Origin of the sequence: Streptomyces sp. CB02400 (assembly GCF_001905725.1) — a bacterium.
Taxonomy (GTDB): Bacteria; Actinomycetota; Actinomycetes; order Streptomycetales; family Streptomycetaceae; genus Streptomyces; species Streptomyces atrovirens.
The window spans coordinates 274391-292687 of sequence record NZ_LIWB01000007.1; the positions used below are offsets into that span (position 1 = coordinate 274391).

Here is an 18297-nt window from a genome sequence, read left to right on the forward strand (position 1 = left end):
ACCACACCTCATTGTTGGGAGCACACCGATGGCACGCCGCACCCGCAACAGACGGCTCCTTACCGCCGCCGGGCTCACCGCAGCCCTGGCCACCGGGGCCGCCCTGATCCCCGGGCCGACGTCCGCCGCCGCCCAGGCAGCGGACCTCCCCTCCGTCACCGTCCGGCCCGACCCCTCCTACCAGCAGGAGGAGTTCGAGGGCTGGGGCACCAGTCTCGTCTGGTTCGCCAACGCCACCGGCGACTACCCGCCGGAGATCCGCGAGAAGCTCGCACGGCTGCTGTTCGGCGACGACGGTCTCGCCCTGAACATCGCCCGGTACAACGTCGGCGGCGGCAACGCCCCCGACGTGCAGGACTACCTGCGCGCCGGCGGCGCGGTCGAGGGCTGGTGGAAGGCGCCCGCGGGCACCACCCGCGAGGACACCGACTGGTGGGACGCCGAGGATCCCGCCGACTGGAACGAGAACGCCGACGCCACCCAGCGGTGGTGGGTGGACCGCATCAAGAAGGACATCACCCACTGGGAGACCTTCAGCAACTCCCCGCCCTGGTTCATGACGGTCAGCGGTTATGTGTCCGGCGGGTTCGACGCGACCGCCGACCAGTTGAAGACCGAGTCGGTCGACGACTTCGCCGCCTACATGGCGGGCGCCACCAAGCGGCTGGAGAAGGCGCACGGCATCAAGGTCGACACCGTCGACCCCTTCAACGAGCCGAACACCGACTACTGGAGCACCCGGCTCGGCGCGGACGGCGAACCCGTCGGCGGCCGTCAGGAGGGCGCCCACATCGGTCCCGAGCTCCAGGAGAAGGTGCTCCACGCGCTCGCCCCGGCGCTGAAGAAGGCGAAGACCAAGGCGGAGATCTCCGCCATGGACGAGACCAACCCGTCCATCTTCGCGCGGAACTGGAACACCTACTCGCCCGAGGCGCGTGACCTCGTCGGCCAGATGAACGTCCACACCTACGGCACCGGTCAGCGCACCACCGTGCGCGACATCGCCAAGGCCGAGGACAAGCGGCTGTGGATGAGCGAGGTCGAGGGCGACTGGGGCGACGGACAGAGCTTCACGGACATGCGTCCCGGTCTCGGCCTCGCCCAGCGCATCGTCGACGACCTGCGTGAACTGGAGCCGCGCGCCTGGGTGTTCTGGCAGCCCGTCGAGGACTACGACAACATGAAGCCCGGCGGCGAGTCCGCCAAGGGCGGCAACTGGGGCGAGATCCAGCTCCCCTTCAGCTGCACCTCCGAGGACACCCTCGAGACCTGCCCCATCCACACGAACACCAAGTTCGACACCGCCCGCAACTTCACCCACTTCATCAAGCCGGGCGACCGGCTGATCAAGGTGGACGACACCTCCAGCGCGGCGGCGGTGACGAAGAACGGCAAGGGTGCCTCGCTCGTCCACGTCAACAGCACCACCGAGGCGCGCGACGTCACCGTCGACCTGTCCAAGTTCCGTCACATCAGCCGGAACGCGACCGTCACGCCCGTGGTGACCAGCGCCGACGGCAAGCTGGAGCGGCACCGGGCCATCAAGGTCACCGACCGCGCGGCCACCTTCGCCGTGCCCGCCCAGTCGGTGACGTCCTTCGAGGTCAAGGGCGTCTCCGGCGTCGCGAAGGACGCCCCGCTGCTGCGCAAGGGCCACACCTACACCCTGACCGGTGTGCAGAGCGGCAAGGCGGTCACCGTCGCGGACGACGGCACGCGCCTCGTCATCGGCACCGGTGACGACTCGGCCGCCCAGCAGTGGCGGCTGAGCGCGGTGCGCCCCGACGACGGCGTGCGGGAGCGCTACGAGTTCACCAACCCGGTGGACGGCGGGCGGCTGACCGTACGGGACGACGTGCCGGTGACCGAGCCCGACACCGGACAGCGGGACCCGGCCGCCGAGTGGATCATGTCGACCACGGGTGACGGCACCTGGACCCTGGTCAACGCGGCCACCGGGCGCCTCCTGGAGGTCGGCGGGCAGGCCACGCACGAGGGCGCCGCGGTCACGACCTGGCAGCCCAACTCGGGTTCCAACCAGCGCTGGACGGTCACGGACGTGACGGACTGACCGATCCGCCCGCATCCGGCCGCACCACCGTCCGGTGGTGCGGCCGGACCGCTTCCACGACACCCATGGAGAACCAGTGGCACACGACGACGACGCCGAGCGCGAGGTACGCCGCCGCATGGCGGCCCACGAGCTGTACACCGACTCGGCGCCCGGCCTCGGACTGCTCGAGGAGCAGCGGCTGCGCGGCAAGGAACTCGCCGCCGAGTACAACGCCACCGGGCCGCGCGACGAGGAGGCCCGCCGAGCCCTGCTGGGCGAACTGCTCGGCTCGGTGGGCCGGGGCGTGTGGATCGAGCCGCCGTTGTACGTCGCCTACGGCCGGCATGTGCACCTCGGCGACGACGTGTACGTCAACTTCGGTCTCACCCTGGTCGACGACGTCGAGGTCTTCGTCGGCGACCGCGTGATGTTCGCGCCCCATGTCACCATCAGCACCACCGGTCATCCCGTCCACCCCGAACCGCGCCGGGACGGCAGCCAGTTCTCGGCGCCGGTGCGCATCGAGGACGACGTGTGGATCGGGGCCGGCGCGGTGATCCTGCCCGGTGTGACCGTCGGGCGGGGCTCGGTCGTCGGCGCGGGCGGCGTGGTGACCGCCGATGTGCCGCCGATGACGGTCGTCGCCGGGACCCCGGCCCGCGTACTGCGGCCGATCACCGACGCTGACCGGGAGTGGACGTACCGGTCGCCGGGTACCGCGCGGAGCTGAACGGTTCCCGCCGCCCCTCATCGGGCATCGGCGCCCAGGGTCACCACACGGGCCCAGTCGGGCGGGGTGTCCGGTACGTAGTCGGGGTCGTCCTCGTCCCATGACGTCCGCGCACGGGGGAACAGGCCCACCACCGTCCGGCACGGTGGCCGGGTGTCCGGCCACGGTGTCTGTCCGTCGGTGAGGACGACCACGACATCCGGCCGGGGCCGGGACCCGAGGGCCTTGGCGAAGCCGGTCCGCAGATCCGTGCCGCCACCGCCCGTCAGCGGTATGCCCTCGGCACGGCACAGCCGGTGCACCCGGCCGGCCTCCGCGTCGCAGGACACCACGGAGACCATGTCGCGGCGACCGCCCACGGCCCGGGAGATCGCGGTGACCTCCAGCAGCGCGCTGCCCAGTTCGGCGTCGCTGACCGAGCCCGAGGTGTCGATGACGACCGACACCCGGGGCGGTCTGCGCCGCAGGCTCGGCAGGACGGCACCGGGCACCCCGGCCGCCCGCCGGGCCGGCCGCCCGTAGCTGTAGTCGTCCCCCGCACCCGGTCCTGAGACCGCCGACCGGAGTGCCGCGCCCAGCAACTCCCGCCAGGGCTGCGGCGGATGGAACGCCTCCTCGGCCCACCGCCGCCATCCCTTCGGCGCGTTGCCCGGCCGTGCGGTGATGCCCTGCGCCACCCGGAAGCGCACGGCGTCGCGTTCCTGCTCGCTGAGCCCGTGCGCGCCGTCCGGGCCCAGGTCCCAGTCCCGTTCGAGCCCGTCGGCGCCGCTGCCGCAGTCCAGCCAGACCATGCCCTGGGTGTACGGGCCGAGCGTGAACCGGCGCAGGTAGTCCTCCATCAGCTCCCCGGAGGTCAGCCCCAGGGTGCCCGGCAGCACCACGTCGTCGGGGCGCGCCAGCCCGTCGCCGTAGATGTCGTCGTTGATCTCGCAGTCGGCGGCGATGTTCATCCGCAGCCGCTCCCCCGGACCGTGCAGTCCGCGTTCGCGGGCGACGCGGTCGCCGCGTCCGTGGTGGTCGCGCAGCAGGTGCGACACCTCGTGCACCCAGACGCCGGCCAGTTCCTCCACCGGTGTGGCGTCCACGAACACCGGCGAGACATAGCAGCGCCAGTGCCGGTCGACGGCCATCGTGGGGACGCGCCGGGACTCGACGGGGTGCAGCGCGAACAGCGCCGTGGCGAGGTAGGGCCGGGCGCGGGCGGCCTGCAGCCGGGCGGAGAGGAGCTTGTCGAGGTCGAGTGCGGGGCCGGTCTGAGGCGGGTGCGTGGTCATCGGCCCGCCGTCGCCCCGGCCGCGACGCGGGCGGCGGCCCGGTCCGCGCGCCGGGACAGGGACACGGCCGAGGTGAGCCGTTCGATCGTCGCCGGTACGTCCCAGTCCTCGCGGCGCAGCGCGGCGAGGGTGGTCGCGGGGACGACGACCAGGTCGGGTGCCCCGGTGTCGACGGCGCGGGCGAGGAGCGCCCAGGCGGCGTCCCAGCGGGACTTCTCGGGGCGTGCGCGTACGGCGGCGACCACCGCGTCGAGCACGGCCTGGCGCAGATCGCCCCGCTCGGGCAGGTCGGCGCCGGCCGGGTCGGCGAGCAGTACCTCGGGGTCGGGGAGGTCCATCCGGTCCAGGCTCGCCAGCAGCTCCAGGCCGGGTCCGTCGCCGACGGTGCCCCGGACCAGCAGGGAGAGGACGTCGCGGGTGGAGCCGGCCGCGGTCGCGAAGGCGATCAGGGTGAGGGTCATGTCCCAGCTTCGCGGGGAGGGCCAGGGGCCGCCCCGGCGGGTCTCGCTGTCGGGCAGCCGGTGCACGAGCGGGGGCCGGGCGGTGAGGAACTCGCACACCGCGCGGCGGGCGAAGCGCACGGCCTCGGGCAGCTTCCCGGGGTCGAGCCGGGGCAGGGTGGTGCGGGGCCAGGTCCCGCCGAGGCCGCGGACGACGACCTCGTGGTCGTGGGTCCAGTTCAGGTGCACGAACCGGTTGGCCAGCGGCGGGCTGAGTTCCCAGCCGTCGGCCGCCGAGGCGCGCGGATTGGCGGCGGCCACGATCCGTACGCCGGGCGGCAGTCGCAGGGCGCCGATCCGCCGTTCCAGCACCAGCCGCAGCAGGGCGGCCTGGACGGCGGGCGGCGCGGTGGACAGCTCGTCGAGGAACAGCAGGCCCCGGCCGGCCCGGACCAGGCGCACGGCCCAGTCCGGCGGGGCCATGGGTACGCCCTGTTCGGCGGGGTCGTCGCCGACGACGGGCAGCCCGGAGAAGTCGGACGGCTCGTGCACGCTGGCGATCACGGTGGTGAGGGGGAGGTCCAGGGAGGCGGCCAACTGGTTCAGGGCGGCGGTCTTGCCGATCCCCGGCTCGCCCCACAGCAGGACGGGCAGGTCGGCGGCGACGGCCAGGGTCAGGGCCTCCAGTTGGACGTCGGGGCGCGGTTCGGTGGAGGTGTCGCGCAGGAGGGTGAGCAGGTCACCGGCGACGTCGAGTCGGGAGGGCGCGGAAAGGGCGGGGGAAGACATGGGTGATCACCTGTGTAAGTAAGTGTGCGGGAACGCGAGTCCCCGGGGAGTCAGCCGTGCGTCGCGTGGCGCGGGTGGGAGCGGCGGTCGTCGGGGCGGGGGCGAGCCGGGTGGAGCCACTCGGGTGCGGGTCCGCTGAGACCCGACCGGTACAGTCCGTAGGTGATCCGCCGCCGCGCGGCCGCCTCGAGTTCGTCCCGCAGGGGTCCGCCGCGCAGGCGCGCGTCGGGTCCCAGCAGGTTCTCGACGACGGCCAGCGCCCCGGCGATGTCACCGTGGTCGAGGCGTTCGCGTACGCCCGTGAGGCAGTCCGGCCGCCGGTGTGCCCGGTCGATGGCCTGGAGGCAGGGAAGCGGGGTGCCGGTCAGTTCGGCCAGCAGTTCCTCGCACCGGATCTCGTCCGGGTCGTGGTCCAGGGGGACCAGTACGCCGTCGACCAGGCCGATCCGGTGCCGTGCTCCGCGGCACTCCACGAGGTGGGGCCGGACCGCCGGGTCGGATGTCCGGGGCTGGCCGGTCGCCGCGCGCTCCGGTGCGAGCGCGGCGGCGACCAGCGGATGCAGCCGCTCGGCCCGGATCGCCCCGGTGCGGAGCAGTTCGAGGTCGGGCAGGACATGGGTCGCCGCGTCGGGCAGCACGGGCAGGGCCGCGACGGAGCCGGCGCCGGCCGCGGGCGTGATGCGCGCGGCGGACGGCGGAGCCGGTCCGTCGCCGTCGTCGGGCAGGGTCAGCACCAGCCGGTGTCCGGCACCGATCCGCACGGTGACGGACCCGGTCGTGCGCCCGGCGTCGCGGAGCACGATCCGTGCCTCGTCGGCCCAGCGGTCCACGGCGCAGTGGTGGCCGGGCGGGACGAGCCCGCGCGGATCGGCGTCGGCCGTCGGCCGGTCGGCGCCGGAGCGGACCCGCAGTTCACCGCTCCTGCGGGCGTCCCACAGGTGGCGGTGCAGGTCCAGGCGGAACCGGGGCCCGGGACGCGGATGCGGATGGTGCCGGGCCTCGGCGCCGAGCCGCGAGGTGTCCCACAGGGCGAGGCTGATCCGTTGGCCGCCGTCCGCCCAGGCGGGCGGCGTCCGGACCACGAGGTGGACCGGATCCTGCCGGCCGTACCGGGCCAGGGCGATGGTGAGGCCGGGGCGCAGCAGTCCGTCCGGGGCGATCCTCGGCATCTGCCAGCGCAGCAGGTCGGGCGCCAAGTGCCGTAGGTCGTCCCGCACTTGGGACGCGAGCTCCCGGCCGTGGGTGCGGGCCAGAGGGCGCAGCCGGAGGTCGACGTCGATCCCGGCGGCGGCGCAGGCGCCGGCCCAGTCGCCGACGTGTCGGCGGGCGGTCGCGGTCTCGATCATGGAGGGCGGCACGGCGTACTCACGCACGCGCAGCCAGAGGGAAAGGCGGGAATCCCCGTCCGCGATGTGTGGGCGCATCAGCACTCACCTTGCACGGACGGGACCCCCAATCTGAGAACAGAGTGAGTGGTCATCGCGGCGAGCATAGCCCGCCGCGTCACGACCTGTCAGGTGACTTACGGCTACAGCGTCACGTCACCGCACAGATGGACCTCGACGCCCAGTTCGGCGAAGAGGGCGGCCTTGGCGCGCAGCGCCTTGTCGGCGGTGTCCGCGTCGGGCGCGTAGGCGACGTTGAGGTGGTTGGCGCGGTGGCGGGCCATGAACTGGTCGCGGGTGACGCCGTGCAGCACCGCGTGCATGATCGGCCACTGGGGGTTGGTGGCGTCGAGCCGGCGCCGCGTCTCCTCCTCCGGCAGTTCGACGGCGCTCGCGCGGCCGAGGTCGACGTGGAGGCGGCCGTCCATCAGGAAGACGCGCGACCAGACGATCTCGCCCGGCTTGGAGACACCGCTGAGCGTGCCGCCGCCGAGCGGGAAGAACATCGGGGGCTGGCGCATGCTGTACGACTTGTCGTAGCCGCCGTGGTGGGAGGCGGGGACCGAGCCGGAGATCTCGAAGACCCACACGAACCGGCCGTCGTACTCCTCGCCCCAGCGGATGTCGTGCAGCGTGGTGGCCGGGTCCAGGCCCATGGCCGTCCAGATGCGGTTGGTGACGAGGGAGTCGACGGCGACGCCCTCGTCGACCTCGTTGAAGTGCGGCAGCGGCGCGCCGGCGTAGAGTTCGCGGGCGCCGTCCCGGCTGTGTACGGGCGGACGCTGCACGTTGTTGAGCAGTCCCTCGGCGAGGTCGCTGGCCGGGACGGTGTCCTTGAGGCCCTGCTGGTACTGGATGCCGACCGCGTCGAGTCCGAAGTCGTCGGAGATGCGCAGCGCGGCGATGTACATCTTGAACTGGCTGAGCAGTTGGGCGTCGGTGAGTTCGGTGGCCTCGTCGGTGCCGGTGTGGAAGGTCATGCCGGCGTCGTCGAGCCAGGCGCGGACGGCCCGGGCCTCGGCGTCGGAGACCTTGCTCATCTCGGCGACTAGGGCGCTCTGCGAGAGGCGTTCCTTGTATATGCCCAGGGGGTTGAGGAGTTCGTCGTCGATGATGGCGTTGTACATGCCCATGCAGCCCTCGTCGAAGACGCCGATGATCGCCTTCTCCTCGCGCAGCTGCCGGGCGAGGGCGGTGCCGAGTTCGGTCTCGGCGTCCTTCGCCAGCGGCGGCAGGGGGCGGACGTGGCCGGTGTCGTGGGTGAGGGTGCCCGTCTCCAGCCAGGTGCGCAGTCCGTCGCGCGCCCAGTCGTCGGTGAAGTCGGGGCTCCACAGGACCGAGTAGTCACGGCCCGCCTTGGTGAGGCTGCCGGCCAGGTTCAGCAGGCCGACCAGGCCCGGGAACTCACCGCTCCAGTTGGCGACGACCAGGATCGGGCCCTCGTGGCTGCGCAGGCCGGCGAGGACGTGGTGGCTGTACTGCCAGACGGCCTCGACGACGATCAGCGGGGCGTCCTTGGGGATGTTCTTGAACACCTCGATGCCGGCGCGCTGGCTGTCGATGAATCCGTGGCCCTTGGCCTGGTCGACGGGGTGGCCGCGGCGGACCGTCCAGCCCAGGTCGGTGACGGTCGCGGCGAGGTCGCTCTCCAGTTTCTCCTGTGTGGGCCAGCAGGTGGTGTTGGCGGCGGGGCGGAGATCGCCGCTGGCGACGGTGTAGACGGTGTTCGGCTCGGCGGCCGGCAGCCGGTGGAGCTCGGGCAGGGTGTACGCGGTCATGCGTTCTCCGTTGGTAGTGCGTCCGGCCCGGGGTGCGGGCGGAGGGTCTTGCGGTCGGTGGTCGGCGTCCGGTGTCCGGTCACCGTGTCGGCGCACGGGGAGGTGAGGGCCTGTGCCGTGGGCGGCCTCGCGGCCGGGTGTCAGCGGTCCTGGAAGGACGCCAGGGCGTGCACCGTCGCCATCGTGTCCGGGTACAGGCGGCGGTACAGGGCGTACAGCTCGTCGTAGCGCCCGGTGTGCTCCGCGCGGGGGGTGACCGTCTCGCGCACCGGGTTCCAGTCGTCGATGGAGACGTCCGTGACGAGCTGCGCGGCCAGCAGGGCGCCGCCGTAGCTCGCGCCGATGGTGACGGTGCGCAGTTCCTGGGGGCGGCCGGTGATGTCGGAGACGATCTGGGTCCACAGCGCGCCCTGGGTGCCGCCGCCCACGGCGACCACGCGGCGGATGTCGCCGCCGGCCGCCTCGATGCCCTCGATGTTGTGGCGGACGCCGAAGCCGGTGGCCTCCAGGGCGGCCCGGTAGAGGTCGCCGCGGGTGTGGGAGAGGGTCAGTCCGGCGATCACTCCGCGGGCGTCGGGGTCCATGACCGGGGTGCGTTCACCGGAGAAGTACGGGAGCATCAGCAGCCCGTTGGCGCCGGGTCCGGACTCGGTCGCGAGGCGGGTGAGTCCGGTGTGGTCGGCGTCGGCGAACAGGTCGCGCAGCCAGTTGGTGACGGCGCCGGAGGTGGCCATGCCGCCGGCCAGGTTGCGGGTGCCGGGCAGCGCGCCGACGGTGCCCCACAGGGACGGGCTGGTGAGCGGCTCGGGCACCGTGTGGATGAGGAACATGGTGGTGCCATACATGAGCATCAGGTCACCGATGTGCTGAGCGCCCACGCTGAGGGCCTCGGCCCAGGCGTCGATGGTGCCGGTGGTGACGGGGATGCCGGCCGGCAGCCCGGTCTCGCGGGCCGCCTCGGCGGTGAGCACGCCGGCCGTCTCGCCGGACCAGCGCAGCGGCGGCAGGTCGATGCCGGGGGCCACCTCGACGGCCCAGGGGGCGTACCAGTCACCCGCGTGGGTGTCGTACAGCGGGGTGCACTGGCTGGCCGAGTGGTGGTCCAGGACGTAGGCCCCGGTGAGCTTCCTGACCAGCCAGGAGCTGGGCATGTAGAGGCGGCGGGCCCGTGCGTGGAGTCCGGGTTCCTCCTCGGCGATCCAGGTGATCTTGGGGCCCGCGGCCTGGGTGGTCAGGGCGGAGCCGCAGCGGCGGATGATCTCGTCGGCGCCGAGCCGCTTCTCGAGGCGGTGGATCTGCGCGACGGAGCGGGTGTCCACACCGTAGAGGACGGCCGGCCGCAGCGGGGTGTCGTGCTCGTCGGTCAGCAGGACGCAAGGGCCCATGCCGCTGACGCCGACGGCGACCACCGTGGTGTCACCGGCGGCGGTCAGCTCCCGGGCGAGCTCGGTGAACTCGCGCCACCAGATCGAGGCGTCCATCTCGAAGCGGCCGGGTCCGGGCCTTTCGGGAGTGTGTTCCCGTACGGCGGAACGGATCAGCGTGCCGTCGAGGCCGACGAGGACGCCCTTGCTGCTCGAGGTGCCGATGTCCACACCGATGACTGCGTTGCGAGGCATGACCCGCACGGTTGCAGAAATCGATTTCAGCGTCAAGGGGACATACGCAAGTGGCTGGCTTCCTGGATAAAGGCATGTCAGACGGGCGAGGGGACACAGGAAAGCGACCGACCGTCTCACCTCTTGACACCCCCAAGGACCCGCTCTACGTTTCGGTGAAATGGATTTCATAGGTGCTCGGACCAGCCGGTCCGGCGGCGCCTCGACCGAGCGCCACCACGCCCCGGGGCGTCCGGCGCACCGTAACCCCACCCACTTGAGGCAAGACACGATGACGACCTTTGGACTCGACGGCATCTCGCGCAGGTCGCGTGCCGTGAGTCGTTCCATCAGCGCCGAGAACTTCACCGGCGCCAAGTCCGGCGGCGGCCGTGCCACCGAGGGCACCGGAGCGGTCGCGGCGAGCCGGCTGGGACCGGGCTGGAAGATCTCCCCCAGCATCGACATCGCCGCCGGCGAGACGGCGGTGCTCGCGGACATCGACGGCCCCGGCACCATCCGCCATCTGTGGTGCACCACCGACCCGCACCGGGCGTGGCGCGGCACCCTGCTGCGGATGTACTGGGAGGGCGAGGAGACCCCGGCCGTCGAGGTCCCGCTCGGCGACTTCTTCTGCAACGGCTGGAACACCTTCAGCCAGGTGTCGTCCGTGCCGGTCGCGGCCAACCCCAACGGCGGTTTCAACGCGTACTGGCCGATGCCGTTCCGCCGCAAGGCGCGCATCACGCTGGAGAACCTGACCGCCGAGAAGGTCACGCTCTACTACCAGGTGGACTACGAGCTGGACGAGGTCGGCGACGACGCCTCGTACTTCCACGCCCAGTGGCGGCGCAGCCACCCGGTGCCGTTCGGCGAGGTGCACACGCTGCTCGACGGCGTCACCGGCGCCGGCTCCTACGTCGGTACGTACATGGCGTGGGGCGTCAACAGTCCGGGCTGGTGGGGCGAGGGCGCGAGAAGGTGTTCGGCGTGATCTTCGCGACCCTGCTGGTCACGGCGCCCGTGGTGCTGATCCCGCTGTTCCTGGTCGTGCGTGAGCTGGGCATGCTGGACAGCTACGCCGGCCTGATCATCCCGGCGATCTTCAACGCCTTCGGCATCTTCCTGCTGCGCCAGTTCTACCTGGGGCTGCCGAAGGAGCTGGAGGAGGCGGCGGTGATCGACGGCTGCGGGCACTGGCGGGTCTACTGGAACATCGTGCTGCCGATGTCCCGGCCGATCCTCTCGGCGCTGGCGATCTTCTTCTTCCTGGCCAACTGGAACGCCTTCGTCTGGCCGCTGGTCGCCACCAGCGACCAGGACCTGACGGTGGTCCAGCTCGGTATCGCCTCGTTCCAGACGCAGTACAGCTCCAACTGGAACTACATCCTGGCGGCGGCGACGATCGCGGCGCTCCCGATGCTGACCCTGTTCTTCGCCTTCCAGCGACAGATCGTGGAATCCGTCAAGACGTCCGGCCTGAAGTAGCCCCGGACACACGAACAGTGGCGCCGCACCGGACGAATGATGTCCGGTGCGGCGCCGGTGCGTTCAAGACGGAGCCGGTCAGTTCGTCAGCGGCCCCGCCGTACTCTCGCGGACCTGAAGGGTCGTACGCAGAACGACCGTCTGGAGCGGAGACGCACTCCCCTCCATCCGCTGCAGCAGCAGATCCGCCGCGGTACGTCCGAGTTCGTACGAGGGAAGCTCCACCGCGGTCAGCGAGGGGCGGACCAGTGACGCCCACGGCACGTCGCCGAACGACAGGACGCCGACGCCGGGCGGGGTCCGGCCGACCTCGCCGAGGGCGTCCAGGACTCCGATGGTCATGAGGTTGTTGGCGACGAACACCGCGTCGGGCGGTTCGGGCAGGGCCAGCAGATCGCGCATCGCGGCGCGGCCCCCCTCCACCCGGAAGTCGGCGTGCCGTACGTAGGCGTCGTCGCCCACCACCCCCTCCTCCCGCGCGGAGTGCAGGGCGGCGCGGTAGCCGGCCAGACGCTCCTCGGAGGTCGAGGCGCCGGCGGGGCCGGTGATGCAGGCGATCCTGCGGTAGCCGGCCCGGACGAGATGGCGGGTGGCCACCTCACCGCCGTGCCGGTCGTCCACCCTGACCGCGTCCACCTCGGCGTCGCGGGGCCGCCGGTCGACGGCGACCACGGGCACGCCCCGGGCGGTCAGCGGGCCGAGGTCCGTCTCGTCCCGGGACGCCGCCGCCACGATCACGCCGGCCATCTGCTCGCCGAGCGCGACCTCGAGGTAGCGGCGCTCCTTGTCGGTGTCCTCGTCGGAGTTGCACAGGACGACCGACAGGCTGGTGCGCTGTGCGGCGTCCTCGACGCCCCGGGCGAGCGAGGTGAAGAACGGGTTCTCGATGTCCGGGATGATCAGGGCGATCACGCTGGACCGCTGCTTGCGCAGCGACCTGGCGACCCGGTTGGGCGCGAAGCCGAGGGCCGCGGCGGCCTCCTGAACGGACTGGGCACGTGCCGGTGTGACATTGCCGCCGTTGAAGACGCGCGAGACCGTGGCCGGGGATACTCCGGCGGCTCGCGCCACATCATGGATCGTCACCACCTGCGTACGCATCCTTTCACCGTCTGTGGCTCTCACCCTACCCTGCCGCTGAAAAGGATTTCATCCCTTGATCCGGGGGCATGGTCAGGACGCGCGCGTCCCGGAGAGCACGGTTCACCGGCCGGCACGTGGTGTGGGACGCACCGGAGGCCCGCCACCGCACTCGCCGCCCCGGCCCTGACCGTTGTCCTCGGCACCGGCGCGGCCGCCGACGCCGTGCCCGCCGACAAGCCCCAGACCCTCGCGAGCTGGACGCGGACCGGCGCGGCCGACCACAACCTCTGGACGGCGGCCCGGCCCGCGCCGACCGGCCCGCCTGGTCCGACTGCCGGTCGCCGCCAACCCGTCGGGGCCGGCGTCGACCGGCAGTCGGCACGTCGGGGCCTACCGGCGGCTGCGCACCAGCACGTACAGGAAGTACGGCGTTCCGATCACGGCCGTCATCAGGCCGGCGCCCAGCTGGGCGGGGGCGATCACGGTGCGGCCCGACAGGTCGGCCGTGCACACCAGTACGGCGCCGAGCAGCAGTGCGACCGGCAGGACGCGGGTGTGGCGCCGTCCGACGAGGGCGCGCGCCGCGTGCGGGGCGACCAGGCCGACGAAGCCGATGGTGCCCGCGGCGGCGACGGCGGCGGCGCTGAGCAGCACGCTCAGCACGAGGAAGCCCAGTCTCCCGCGCGCCAGGTCGAGTCCGAGCAGCCGGGGGGTGTCCTCGTCGAGGGAGACCAGGTCGAGTTCCCGGTGCCGTACGCCGGCCACCGCGACGCCGACGGCGAGGACGGCCGCGAGGGGAAGGACGTCGGGCATGGTCCGGCCGTACGTGGAGCCCGACAGCCAGGTGAGGGCCTTGTTCGCGTTGAACGGGTCGGTGAGCACGATCAGCAGGCTGATCAGGGCCGTCGTCGCAGTCGCGGCACCGATGCCGACGAGCACCAGCCGGTTCTGCTGGTAGCCCCCGCGCGCGGCGAGGCCGAACACGACGACCGCGGTGACCGCGGATCCCGCGAAGGCCGCCCCGGCGACGCCCCACCCCCCGACGACGGGGACCGTCGTCACCAGGATCACCGCACCGAGCGCGCCACCGCCGGAGACGCCCAGGACGGCGGGTTCCGCCAGCGGGTTGCGCGTGACGGCCTGCACCAGGGTTCCGGCCAGCGCGAGCGCCGCTCCGGCGAGGAGCGCGGCGAGCACCCGGGGCATACGGGTGTCCAGCACGAAGGAGACGGTCCTGCCCGCCCTGCCCTGCGCCCAGTTGACCACGTCGCCCAGCAGCAGCTTGCTGTCGCCCAGCAGGACGGCGGCGATCGTGACGCCGACCAGGACGACCGTCAGCACGGTGAGCGTGGTGAGGAAGGCGGCGCGGCTGCGGATGCGCAGCTTGTCCGGCGCGGCGGCACCGGCGGTGTCGCGGAGCCGTGCCGCCATCACCACCAGGAACGTCGCGCCGACGAGGCTGGTGACCACGCCGGTGGGAACGACGACCGCGGTGTCCGCGTCGACGAACGCCCGCAGCAGCACGTCCGCCCCGAGCACCAGCGCGGCGCCGACGAGGCCCGCGACCGGCACGCCCGCCCGCAGCAGCCGCAGCCCCCGGACGCGGCGGGCGAGCGGGCGGGCGAGGGCCGGGGCGCACAGGCCGACGAAGCCGATCGGGCCGGCCAGGGTGACGGCCGCCGCGGAGAGCAGGGTCGCCAGGACGACGGCCGTGACGCGGGTGGCCCGCACCGGGACGCCGAGTCCGCGGGCCGCGTCGTCGCCGAGGGCGAGGGCGTCGACCCGGCGGGCGATGAGCAGCAGGCCGGCGAGGCCGACGACGGCGACGGGCAGCATCTGGAGGACACCGTCGAAGCCGTTCTGGCCGATGTTGCCCTGGTTCCACTGGTAGAGGCCCTCGGTCTGCTGCGGGAACAGCAGGAGCAGCCCCTCGGTGACGGCGGTGAGCCCGAGGGCGAGCGCGGTGCCGGCGAGCACCAGCCGTACGGTGCCGGCGCCGAGCCCCGACAGTCCGAGGACGACGGCCGCCGCCGCGAGTCCGCCGGCGAAGGCGATGCCCGAGGAGGCGAGCAGCGGCAGGGAGACGCCGGTGACGGCGGCGATGCCGAGGGCGAAGTAGGAGCCCGCGTTGACGGCGAGGGTGTCCGGGGAGGCCAGGACGTTGCGGCTGACGGCCTGCAGGGCGACGCCGGCCATGCCGAGGGCCGCGCCCACGAGGAGCCCGGCGGTCATGCGGGGCAGCCGTGAGGCGATGACGACGGACGCGTCGGCCGGGTCGGCCCGTCCGGTGAGGGCCTTGAGGACCTCGGCCGGGCCGACCGCGGCGGTGCCCTGGGTGATGTCGACGACGGCGAGGGCCGCGACCAGGAGCACGAGCGCGGTCGTCACCGCGGCCGCGCCCGTCCGGGACGACACCGTCGCCGGACGGGCGGTGGGAGTGGTGGCGGTGACGGCCATCGCGCTACTTCGTCAGCGAGGCGACGAGGGAGTCGGCGTACGCCTCCATCGAGCCGGTGCCGCCGAACATCCAGATGCCGTCGTCCAGCCGGTGGACGTCACCGGACTTCACGAACGGCAGCGACTTCCACACGGAGTTGTCGGCGAGCTCCTTGCCGAACGGGTCGCTGCTGGCGTCGTCCTTGTTGCCGATGTAGGCGAAGTGGACCTTGCCCAGGTCGGTCAGCCCCTCGACGTCGGTGGAGGCCAGGCCGTAGGCCTCGTCGCCCTTCAGCTTCCAGGCGTTCTTCAGGCCGAGCCGCTCGTTGACGGCGCCGATCAGCGAACCGGAGGTGTAGGGGCGTACGGAGACCTGGTTGGAGGCGACGTAGCCGTCGGCGAAGGCGATCTCGGCGCCGTCCAGGCCGGCGTCGGCGAGGGCCTTCTGCCCCTCGGCGAGCTTGGCGTCGAAGTCCTTCTTCAGCGTGGCCGCGCGCTCGGTGGTGCCGGTGGCCTCGGCGATGAGGTCGACGTTCTTCAGCATCTGCCCGATCGGGTCGGCGGCGTCGGCGGACTTCACCTCCAGGACCGGGGCGACCTTGCGCAACTGCTTGACGGCGTCGGGCTTCAGGTCGGTGGTGGCGACGATGAGGTCGGGCTTGAGCGAGGCGATGGTGTCCATGCTGGGCTCGCCGCGGGTGCCGATGTCCTTGGGCTCGTTCTTGAGCGGGACGGCGGCGTCCCAGGTCTTGTAGCCCTTGACGTCGGCGACGCCCACCGGGTCGACGCCGAGGGAGACCAGCTGCTCGACGACGTTCCACTCGGTGCCGACGACCTTCTTGGCGGGGCCGTCGAGTTCCACCTTCGCGCCGGTGGCGTCGGTGAGGGTGATGGCCTGCGCGGACTCCTTGGCGGCCGCGTCGTCGTCGGCGGCGGGTTCGGTGGTGCCGCAGGCCGCCAGCAGGAGGGTGGCGGCGGTGGCCAGGGGCGCGGTGAGCAGGAGGCGTCTCATGAGGTGGTGCCGAGCCTTTCGCTTCGGGTGTGGTGACGGCCGATGGCGCGGGTGCGCAGCCGGCCGGTGAGGGGGTCGGTGTCGACCTCGATCCGGATGCCGTAGACCTCGGTCAGGCGCTCCGGGGTGAGGACGTCCTCGGGCGGGCCCTCGGCGACGACGCGTCCGGCCGCGAGGAGCACGATCCGGTCGGCGACGGCCGCCGCCTGGTCGAGGTCGTGCAGGACGACGCCGACGGCGATGCCGTGTTCGTCGGCGAGGTCGCGCATGAGGTCGAGGAGTTCGACCTGGTAGCGCAGGTCGAGGTAGGTGGTGGGTTCGTCGAGGAGGAGGACGCCGGTCTCCTGGGCGACGCAGCCGGCCAGCCACACGCGCTGGAGCTGTCCTCCGGAGAGGTGTTCGGCTCCGCGGTCGGCGAGTTCGGCGACGCCGGTGAGGGCGAGGGCGCGGTCCACGGCGGCGCGGCCGCCGGGGTCCGCGCCGCCCCATCGGCCGCGGTGCGGGTAGCGGCCGAACTCGACGACGTCCCGCACGCTGAGACCGCTGGGGGTGGGGCGTCCCTGGAGCAGCAGGGCGACGCGGCGGGAGAACTCCCGGGGGCCGAGGGCCAGCGCGTCGGTGCCGGCGTCGATCGTGAGCGTGGCGGTCCGCGGCCGTTGCAGCCGGGCGACGGTGCGCAGCAGGGTCGACTTGCCGCTGCCGTTCGGGCCCACCAGGGCGGTCACTTCGCCGGGGCGCAGGGTCAGCGCCGCGTCGTGCACGACGTCGGCGCCGTCGTACGCCACGGTCACATCGGTGGCCGACAGTTGATGGCCGCGCGGGCCCGGGGCCGCCTCTTCAGCAGGAATCACGAGGCAAGGTTAGCCTACCCTTAATTCCCGTTATCGGGGGGTGACCTGGGAGAAAGCCGGAACGGGTCGGTGCCGGTCCGTCAGAAGGCGTAGCGGATATCGAGCCACGGCGTGTGCCGGGTGACCAGTTCACGCAGGTCCGCGAGGGCGCGGCGCTTGATGTCGGCGCGGTAGCGGAGGTTGAGGGCCCCGTTCTGGGAGCGTTTGGTCTCCTGCGCGGCGGGCCGCCACAGCACGTCCTCGCCGCGCGGATGCCAGCGGAGGTTGACCTCGTGCAGGTCCGCGTTGTGGGTGAGCGTGATGACTTCGGCGCGGGCCTGCCGCTTCACACGCTCGGGCAGTACGTCGTCCATGTGCCGCAGCAGCCCGGCCCAGGCGTCCTGCCAGCCGGGGCGGACGACGACGGGTGAGAGGTTGAAGTGCACCTCGTACCCGGCGTCGAGGAAGTCCGCGGCGGCGGCGATCCGCCGGTCGACCGGGCTGGTGCGCAGGTCCAGCAGGCGTGAGTCGTCGGCCGGCATCACCGAGAACCGGATACGGGTACGGCCGCGCGGGTCGAGCTCCAGCAGGTCGGGGTTGACGAACTTGGTCGCGAAGGACGCCTTCGCGGTGGGCCAGTCGCGGAAGGCGCGCACCAGGTCGGCGGTGTTGTCGCAGACGAGGGCGTCGACGGAGCAGTCGCCGTTCTCCCCGATGTCGTACACCCATGCCTCGGGGTCGCACTGGTTGGGCTCCGGTTTGGGGCCCTGGGCGGCGACGTGGCGGCCGAGGTGGGCGATGATCCCGTCGATGTTGGTGAAGAGGGTGATCGGGTTGGCGAAGCCCTTGCGGCGGGGGACGTAGCAGTACACGCAGGACAGGGCGCAGCCGTTGGACGGGCCGGGGGCGATCCAGTCGGCGGAGCGGCCGTTGGGGCGGGTGGTGAGCGTCTTCTTCACGCCCAGGACGAGGGTCTCGCGCTTGATCCGCATCCAGCGGTCGGCGCTGCCCTCGTTGCCGTGCAGCTCGGGGATGCGCCAGTGGGAGTCCGTCTCGATCAGCCGGGCCCCGGGGAACCGGGCGAGGATCTGCCGCCCGCGGGGCGAGGCGGCGGCGGCCGGTTCGGCGTGGATCTCCCGGATCGCGAGAAGCCGGCGCGCCTGCGCGGAGTCCCGGAAGGCGGAAGCGGACGCCGCCGGCCCGGCTGCCGGTGCCGTCGGCAGCTCGCCGAGACCGAAGAGCGGCTCCTGGGAGCCGGAGGACGAGGACGGATGGTGGCGCATGGGCGGGTCGGCTTCTCGGGCGCGGGGACGATACGGAACGCCCGCCGACCGGATTCCACGGAACCCGGCAGGTGAGGGCCGTCCTCCCCACTGTACGGCGACGGGGCCGGCACCCCAC

General features: G+C 72.6%; 14 protein-coding genes. 4 read left to right on the forward strand and 10 right to left on the reverse strand.

Going from position 1 to position 18297, the window contains the following annotated elements:
- Window positions 1-28 precede the first annotated feature (28 nt).
- Both AMK33_RS19350 and AMK33_RS19355 read left to right on the forward strand, forming a co-directional pair.
- Window positions 29-2071: an RICIN domain-containing protein gene (locus AMK33_RS19350; RefSeq protein WP_073934087.1), complete on the forward strand. Its 2043-nt coding sequence runs from the start codon at window positions 29-31 to the stop codon at window positions 2069-2071.
- A gap of 76 nt (window positions 2072-2147) precedes the next feature.
- Entirely contained in the window at window positions 2148-2783 is a 636-nt protein-coding gene (locus AMK33_RS19355; protein ID WP_443030922.1) for a sugar O-acetyltransferase, read from the forward strand.
- A 17-nt stretch (window positions 2784-2800) separates the two neighbouring features.
- Here the strand turns inward: AMK33_RS19355 and AMK33_RS19360 are convergent, their stop codons facing one another.
- The 5 genes from AMK33_RS19360 to AMK33_RS19380 form a co-directional block, all read right to left on the reverse strand.
- On the reverse strand, window positions 2801-4057 hold the full coding sequence (locus AMK33_RS19360; RefSeq protein ID WP_073934088.1) for a vWA domain-containing protein: 1257 nt from the start codon (window positions 4055-4057) through the stop codon (window positions 2801-2803).
- On the reverse strand, window positions 4054-5286 hold the full coding sequence (locus tag AMK33_RS19365; RefSeq protein WP_073934089.1) for an AAA family ATPase: 1233 nt from the start codon (window positions 5284-5286) through the stop codon (window positions 4054-4056). The genes AMK33_RS19360 and AMK33_RS19365 overlap by 4 nt, the downstream gene beginning before the upstream one ends.
- A gap of 50 nt (window positions 5287-5336) precedes the next feature.
- The gene (locus AMK33_RS19370; protein WP_073934090.1) at window positions 5337-6710 is read right to left on the reverse strand and encodes a hypothetical protein; all 1374 of its coding nucleotides are present in this window, start codon (window positions 6708-6710) and stop codon (window positions 5337-5339) included.
- A 104-nt stretch (window positions 6711-6814) separates the two neighbouring features.
- Window positions 6815-8449, reverse strand: a complete 1635-nt coding sequence (locus AMK33_RS19375; protein ID WP_073934091.1) for a fucose isomerase — start codon at window positions 8447-8449, stop codon at window positions 6815-6817.
- Between the two features lie 140 nt (window positions 8450-8589).
- Window positions 8590-10068: an FGGY-family carbohydrate kinase gene (locus tag AMK33_RS19380; RefSeq protein ID WP_073934202.1), complete on the reverse strand. Its 1479-nt coding sequence runs from the start codon at window positions 10066-10068 to the stop codon at window positions 8590-8592.
- 316 nt (window positions 10069-10384) lie between these two features.
- Here AMK33_RS19380 and AMK33_RS19385 point away from each other — a divergent pair, with 316 nt between their 5' ends.
- Both AMK33_RS19385 and AMK33_RS19390 read left to right on the forward strand, forming a co-directional pair.
- Window positions 10385-11041 (forward strand): glycoside hydrolase family 172 protein, encoded by a 657-nt coding sequence (locus AMK33_RS19385; RefSeq protein ID WP_235618137.1) that lies wholly within the window; start codon window positions 10385-10387, stop codon window positions 11039-11041.
- Entirely contained in the window at window positions 11038-11535 is a 498-nt protein-coding gene (locus tag AMK33_RS19390) for a carbohydrate ABC transporter permease (RefSeq protein ID WP_235618138.1), read from the forward strand. Before AMK33_RS19385 ends, AMK33_RS19390 begins: the two co-directional genes overlap by 4 nt.
- Before the next feature lie 78 nt (window positions 11536-11613).
- On the opposite strand, the gene AMK33_RS19395 is transcribed toward AMK33_RS19390, so the two are convergent.
- From AMK33_RS19395 to AMK33_RS19415, 5 genes are all read right to left on the reverse strand, one after another.
- A complete protein-coding gene (locus AMK33_RS19395) occupies window positions 11614-12636 on the reverse strand; it encodes a LacI family DNA-binding transcriptional regulator (protein WP_235618139.1) in 1023 nt (340 codons plus the stop codon).
- A 372-nt stretch (window positions 12637-13008) separates the two neighbouring features.
- Entirely contained in the window at window positions 13009-15075 is a 2067-nt protein-coding gene (locus AMK33_RS19400) for an iron ABC transporter permease (protein WP_073934093.1), read from the reverse strand.
- A 4-nt stretch (window positions 15076-15079) separates the two neighbouring features.
- Window positions 15080-16066, reverse strand: a complete 987-nt coding sequence (locus AMK33_RS19405; protein ID WP_073934094.1) for an ABC transporter substrate-binding protein — start codon at window positions 16064-16066, stop codon at window positions 15080-15082.
- Window positions 16063-16917 (reverse strand): ABC transporter ATP-binding protein, encoded by an 855-nt coding sequence (locus AMK33_RS19410; RefSeq protein ID WP_073934095.1) that lies wholly within the window; start codon window positions 16915-16917, stop codon window positions 16063-16065. The genes AMK33_RS19405 and AMK33_RS19410 overlap by 4 nt, the downstream gene beginning before the upstream one ends.
- 80 nt (window positions 16918-16997) lie before the next feature.
- Window positions 16998-18179: a spore photoproduct lyase family protein gene (locus AMK33_RS19415; RefSeq protein WP_107425147.1), complete on the reverse strand. Its 1182-nt coding sequence runs from the start codon at window positions 18177-18179 to the stop codon at window positions 16998-17000.
- Window positions 18180-18297 lie beyond the last annotated feature (118 nt).

Bases quoted from the DNA above. Each gene is read 5' to 3' on its own strand.
- AMK33_RS19400 (WP_073934093.1), bottom strand. From the start codon at position 15,075: ATGGCCGTCACCGCCACCACTCCCACCGCCCGTCCGGCGACGGTGTCG.
- AMK33_RS19415 (WP_107425147.1), bottom strand. From the start codon at position 18,179: ATGCGCCACCATCCGTCCTCGTCCTCCGGCTCCCAGGAGCCGCTCTTC.
- AMK33_RS19360 (WP_073934088.1), bottom strand. From the start codon at position 4,057: ATGACCACGCACCCGCCTCAGACCGGCCCCGCACTCGACCTCGACAAG.
- AMK33_RS19395 (WP_235618139.1), bottom strand. From the start codon at position 12,636: ATGCGTACGCAGGTGGTGACGATCCATGATGTGGCGCGAGCCGCCGGA.
- AMK33_RS19350 (WP_073934087.1), top strand. From the start codon at position 29: ATGGCACGCCGCACCCGCAACAGACGGCTCCTTACCGCCGCCGGGCTC.
- AMK33_RS19380 (WP_073934202.1), bottom strand. From the start codon at position 10,068: ATGCCTCGCAACGCAGTCATCGGTGTGGACATCGGCACCTCGAGCAGC.
- AMK33_RS19365 (WP_073934089.1), bottom strand. From the start codon at position 5,286: ATGTCTTCCCCCGCCCTTTCCGCGCCCTCCCGACTCGACGTCGCCGGT.
- AMK33_RS19375 (WP_073934091.1), bottom strand. From the start codon at position 8,449: ATGACCGCGTACACCCTGCCCGAGCTCCACCGGCTGCCGGCCGCCGAG.
- AMK33_RS19405 (WP_073934094.1), bottom strand. From the start codon at position 16,066: ATGAGACGCCTCCTGCTCACCGCGCCCCTGGCCACCGCCGCCACCCTC.
- AMK33_RS19370 (WP_073934090.1), bottom strand. From the start codon at position 6,710: ATGCGCCCACACATCGCGGACGGGGATTCCCGCCTTTCCCTCTGGCTG.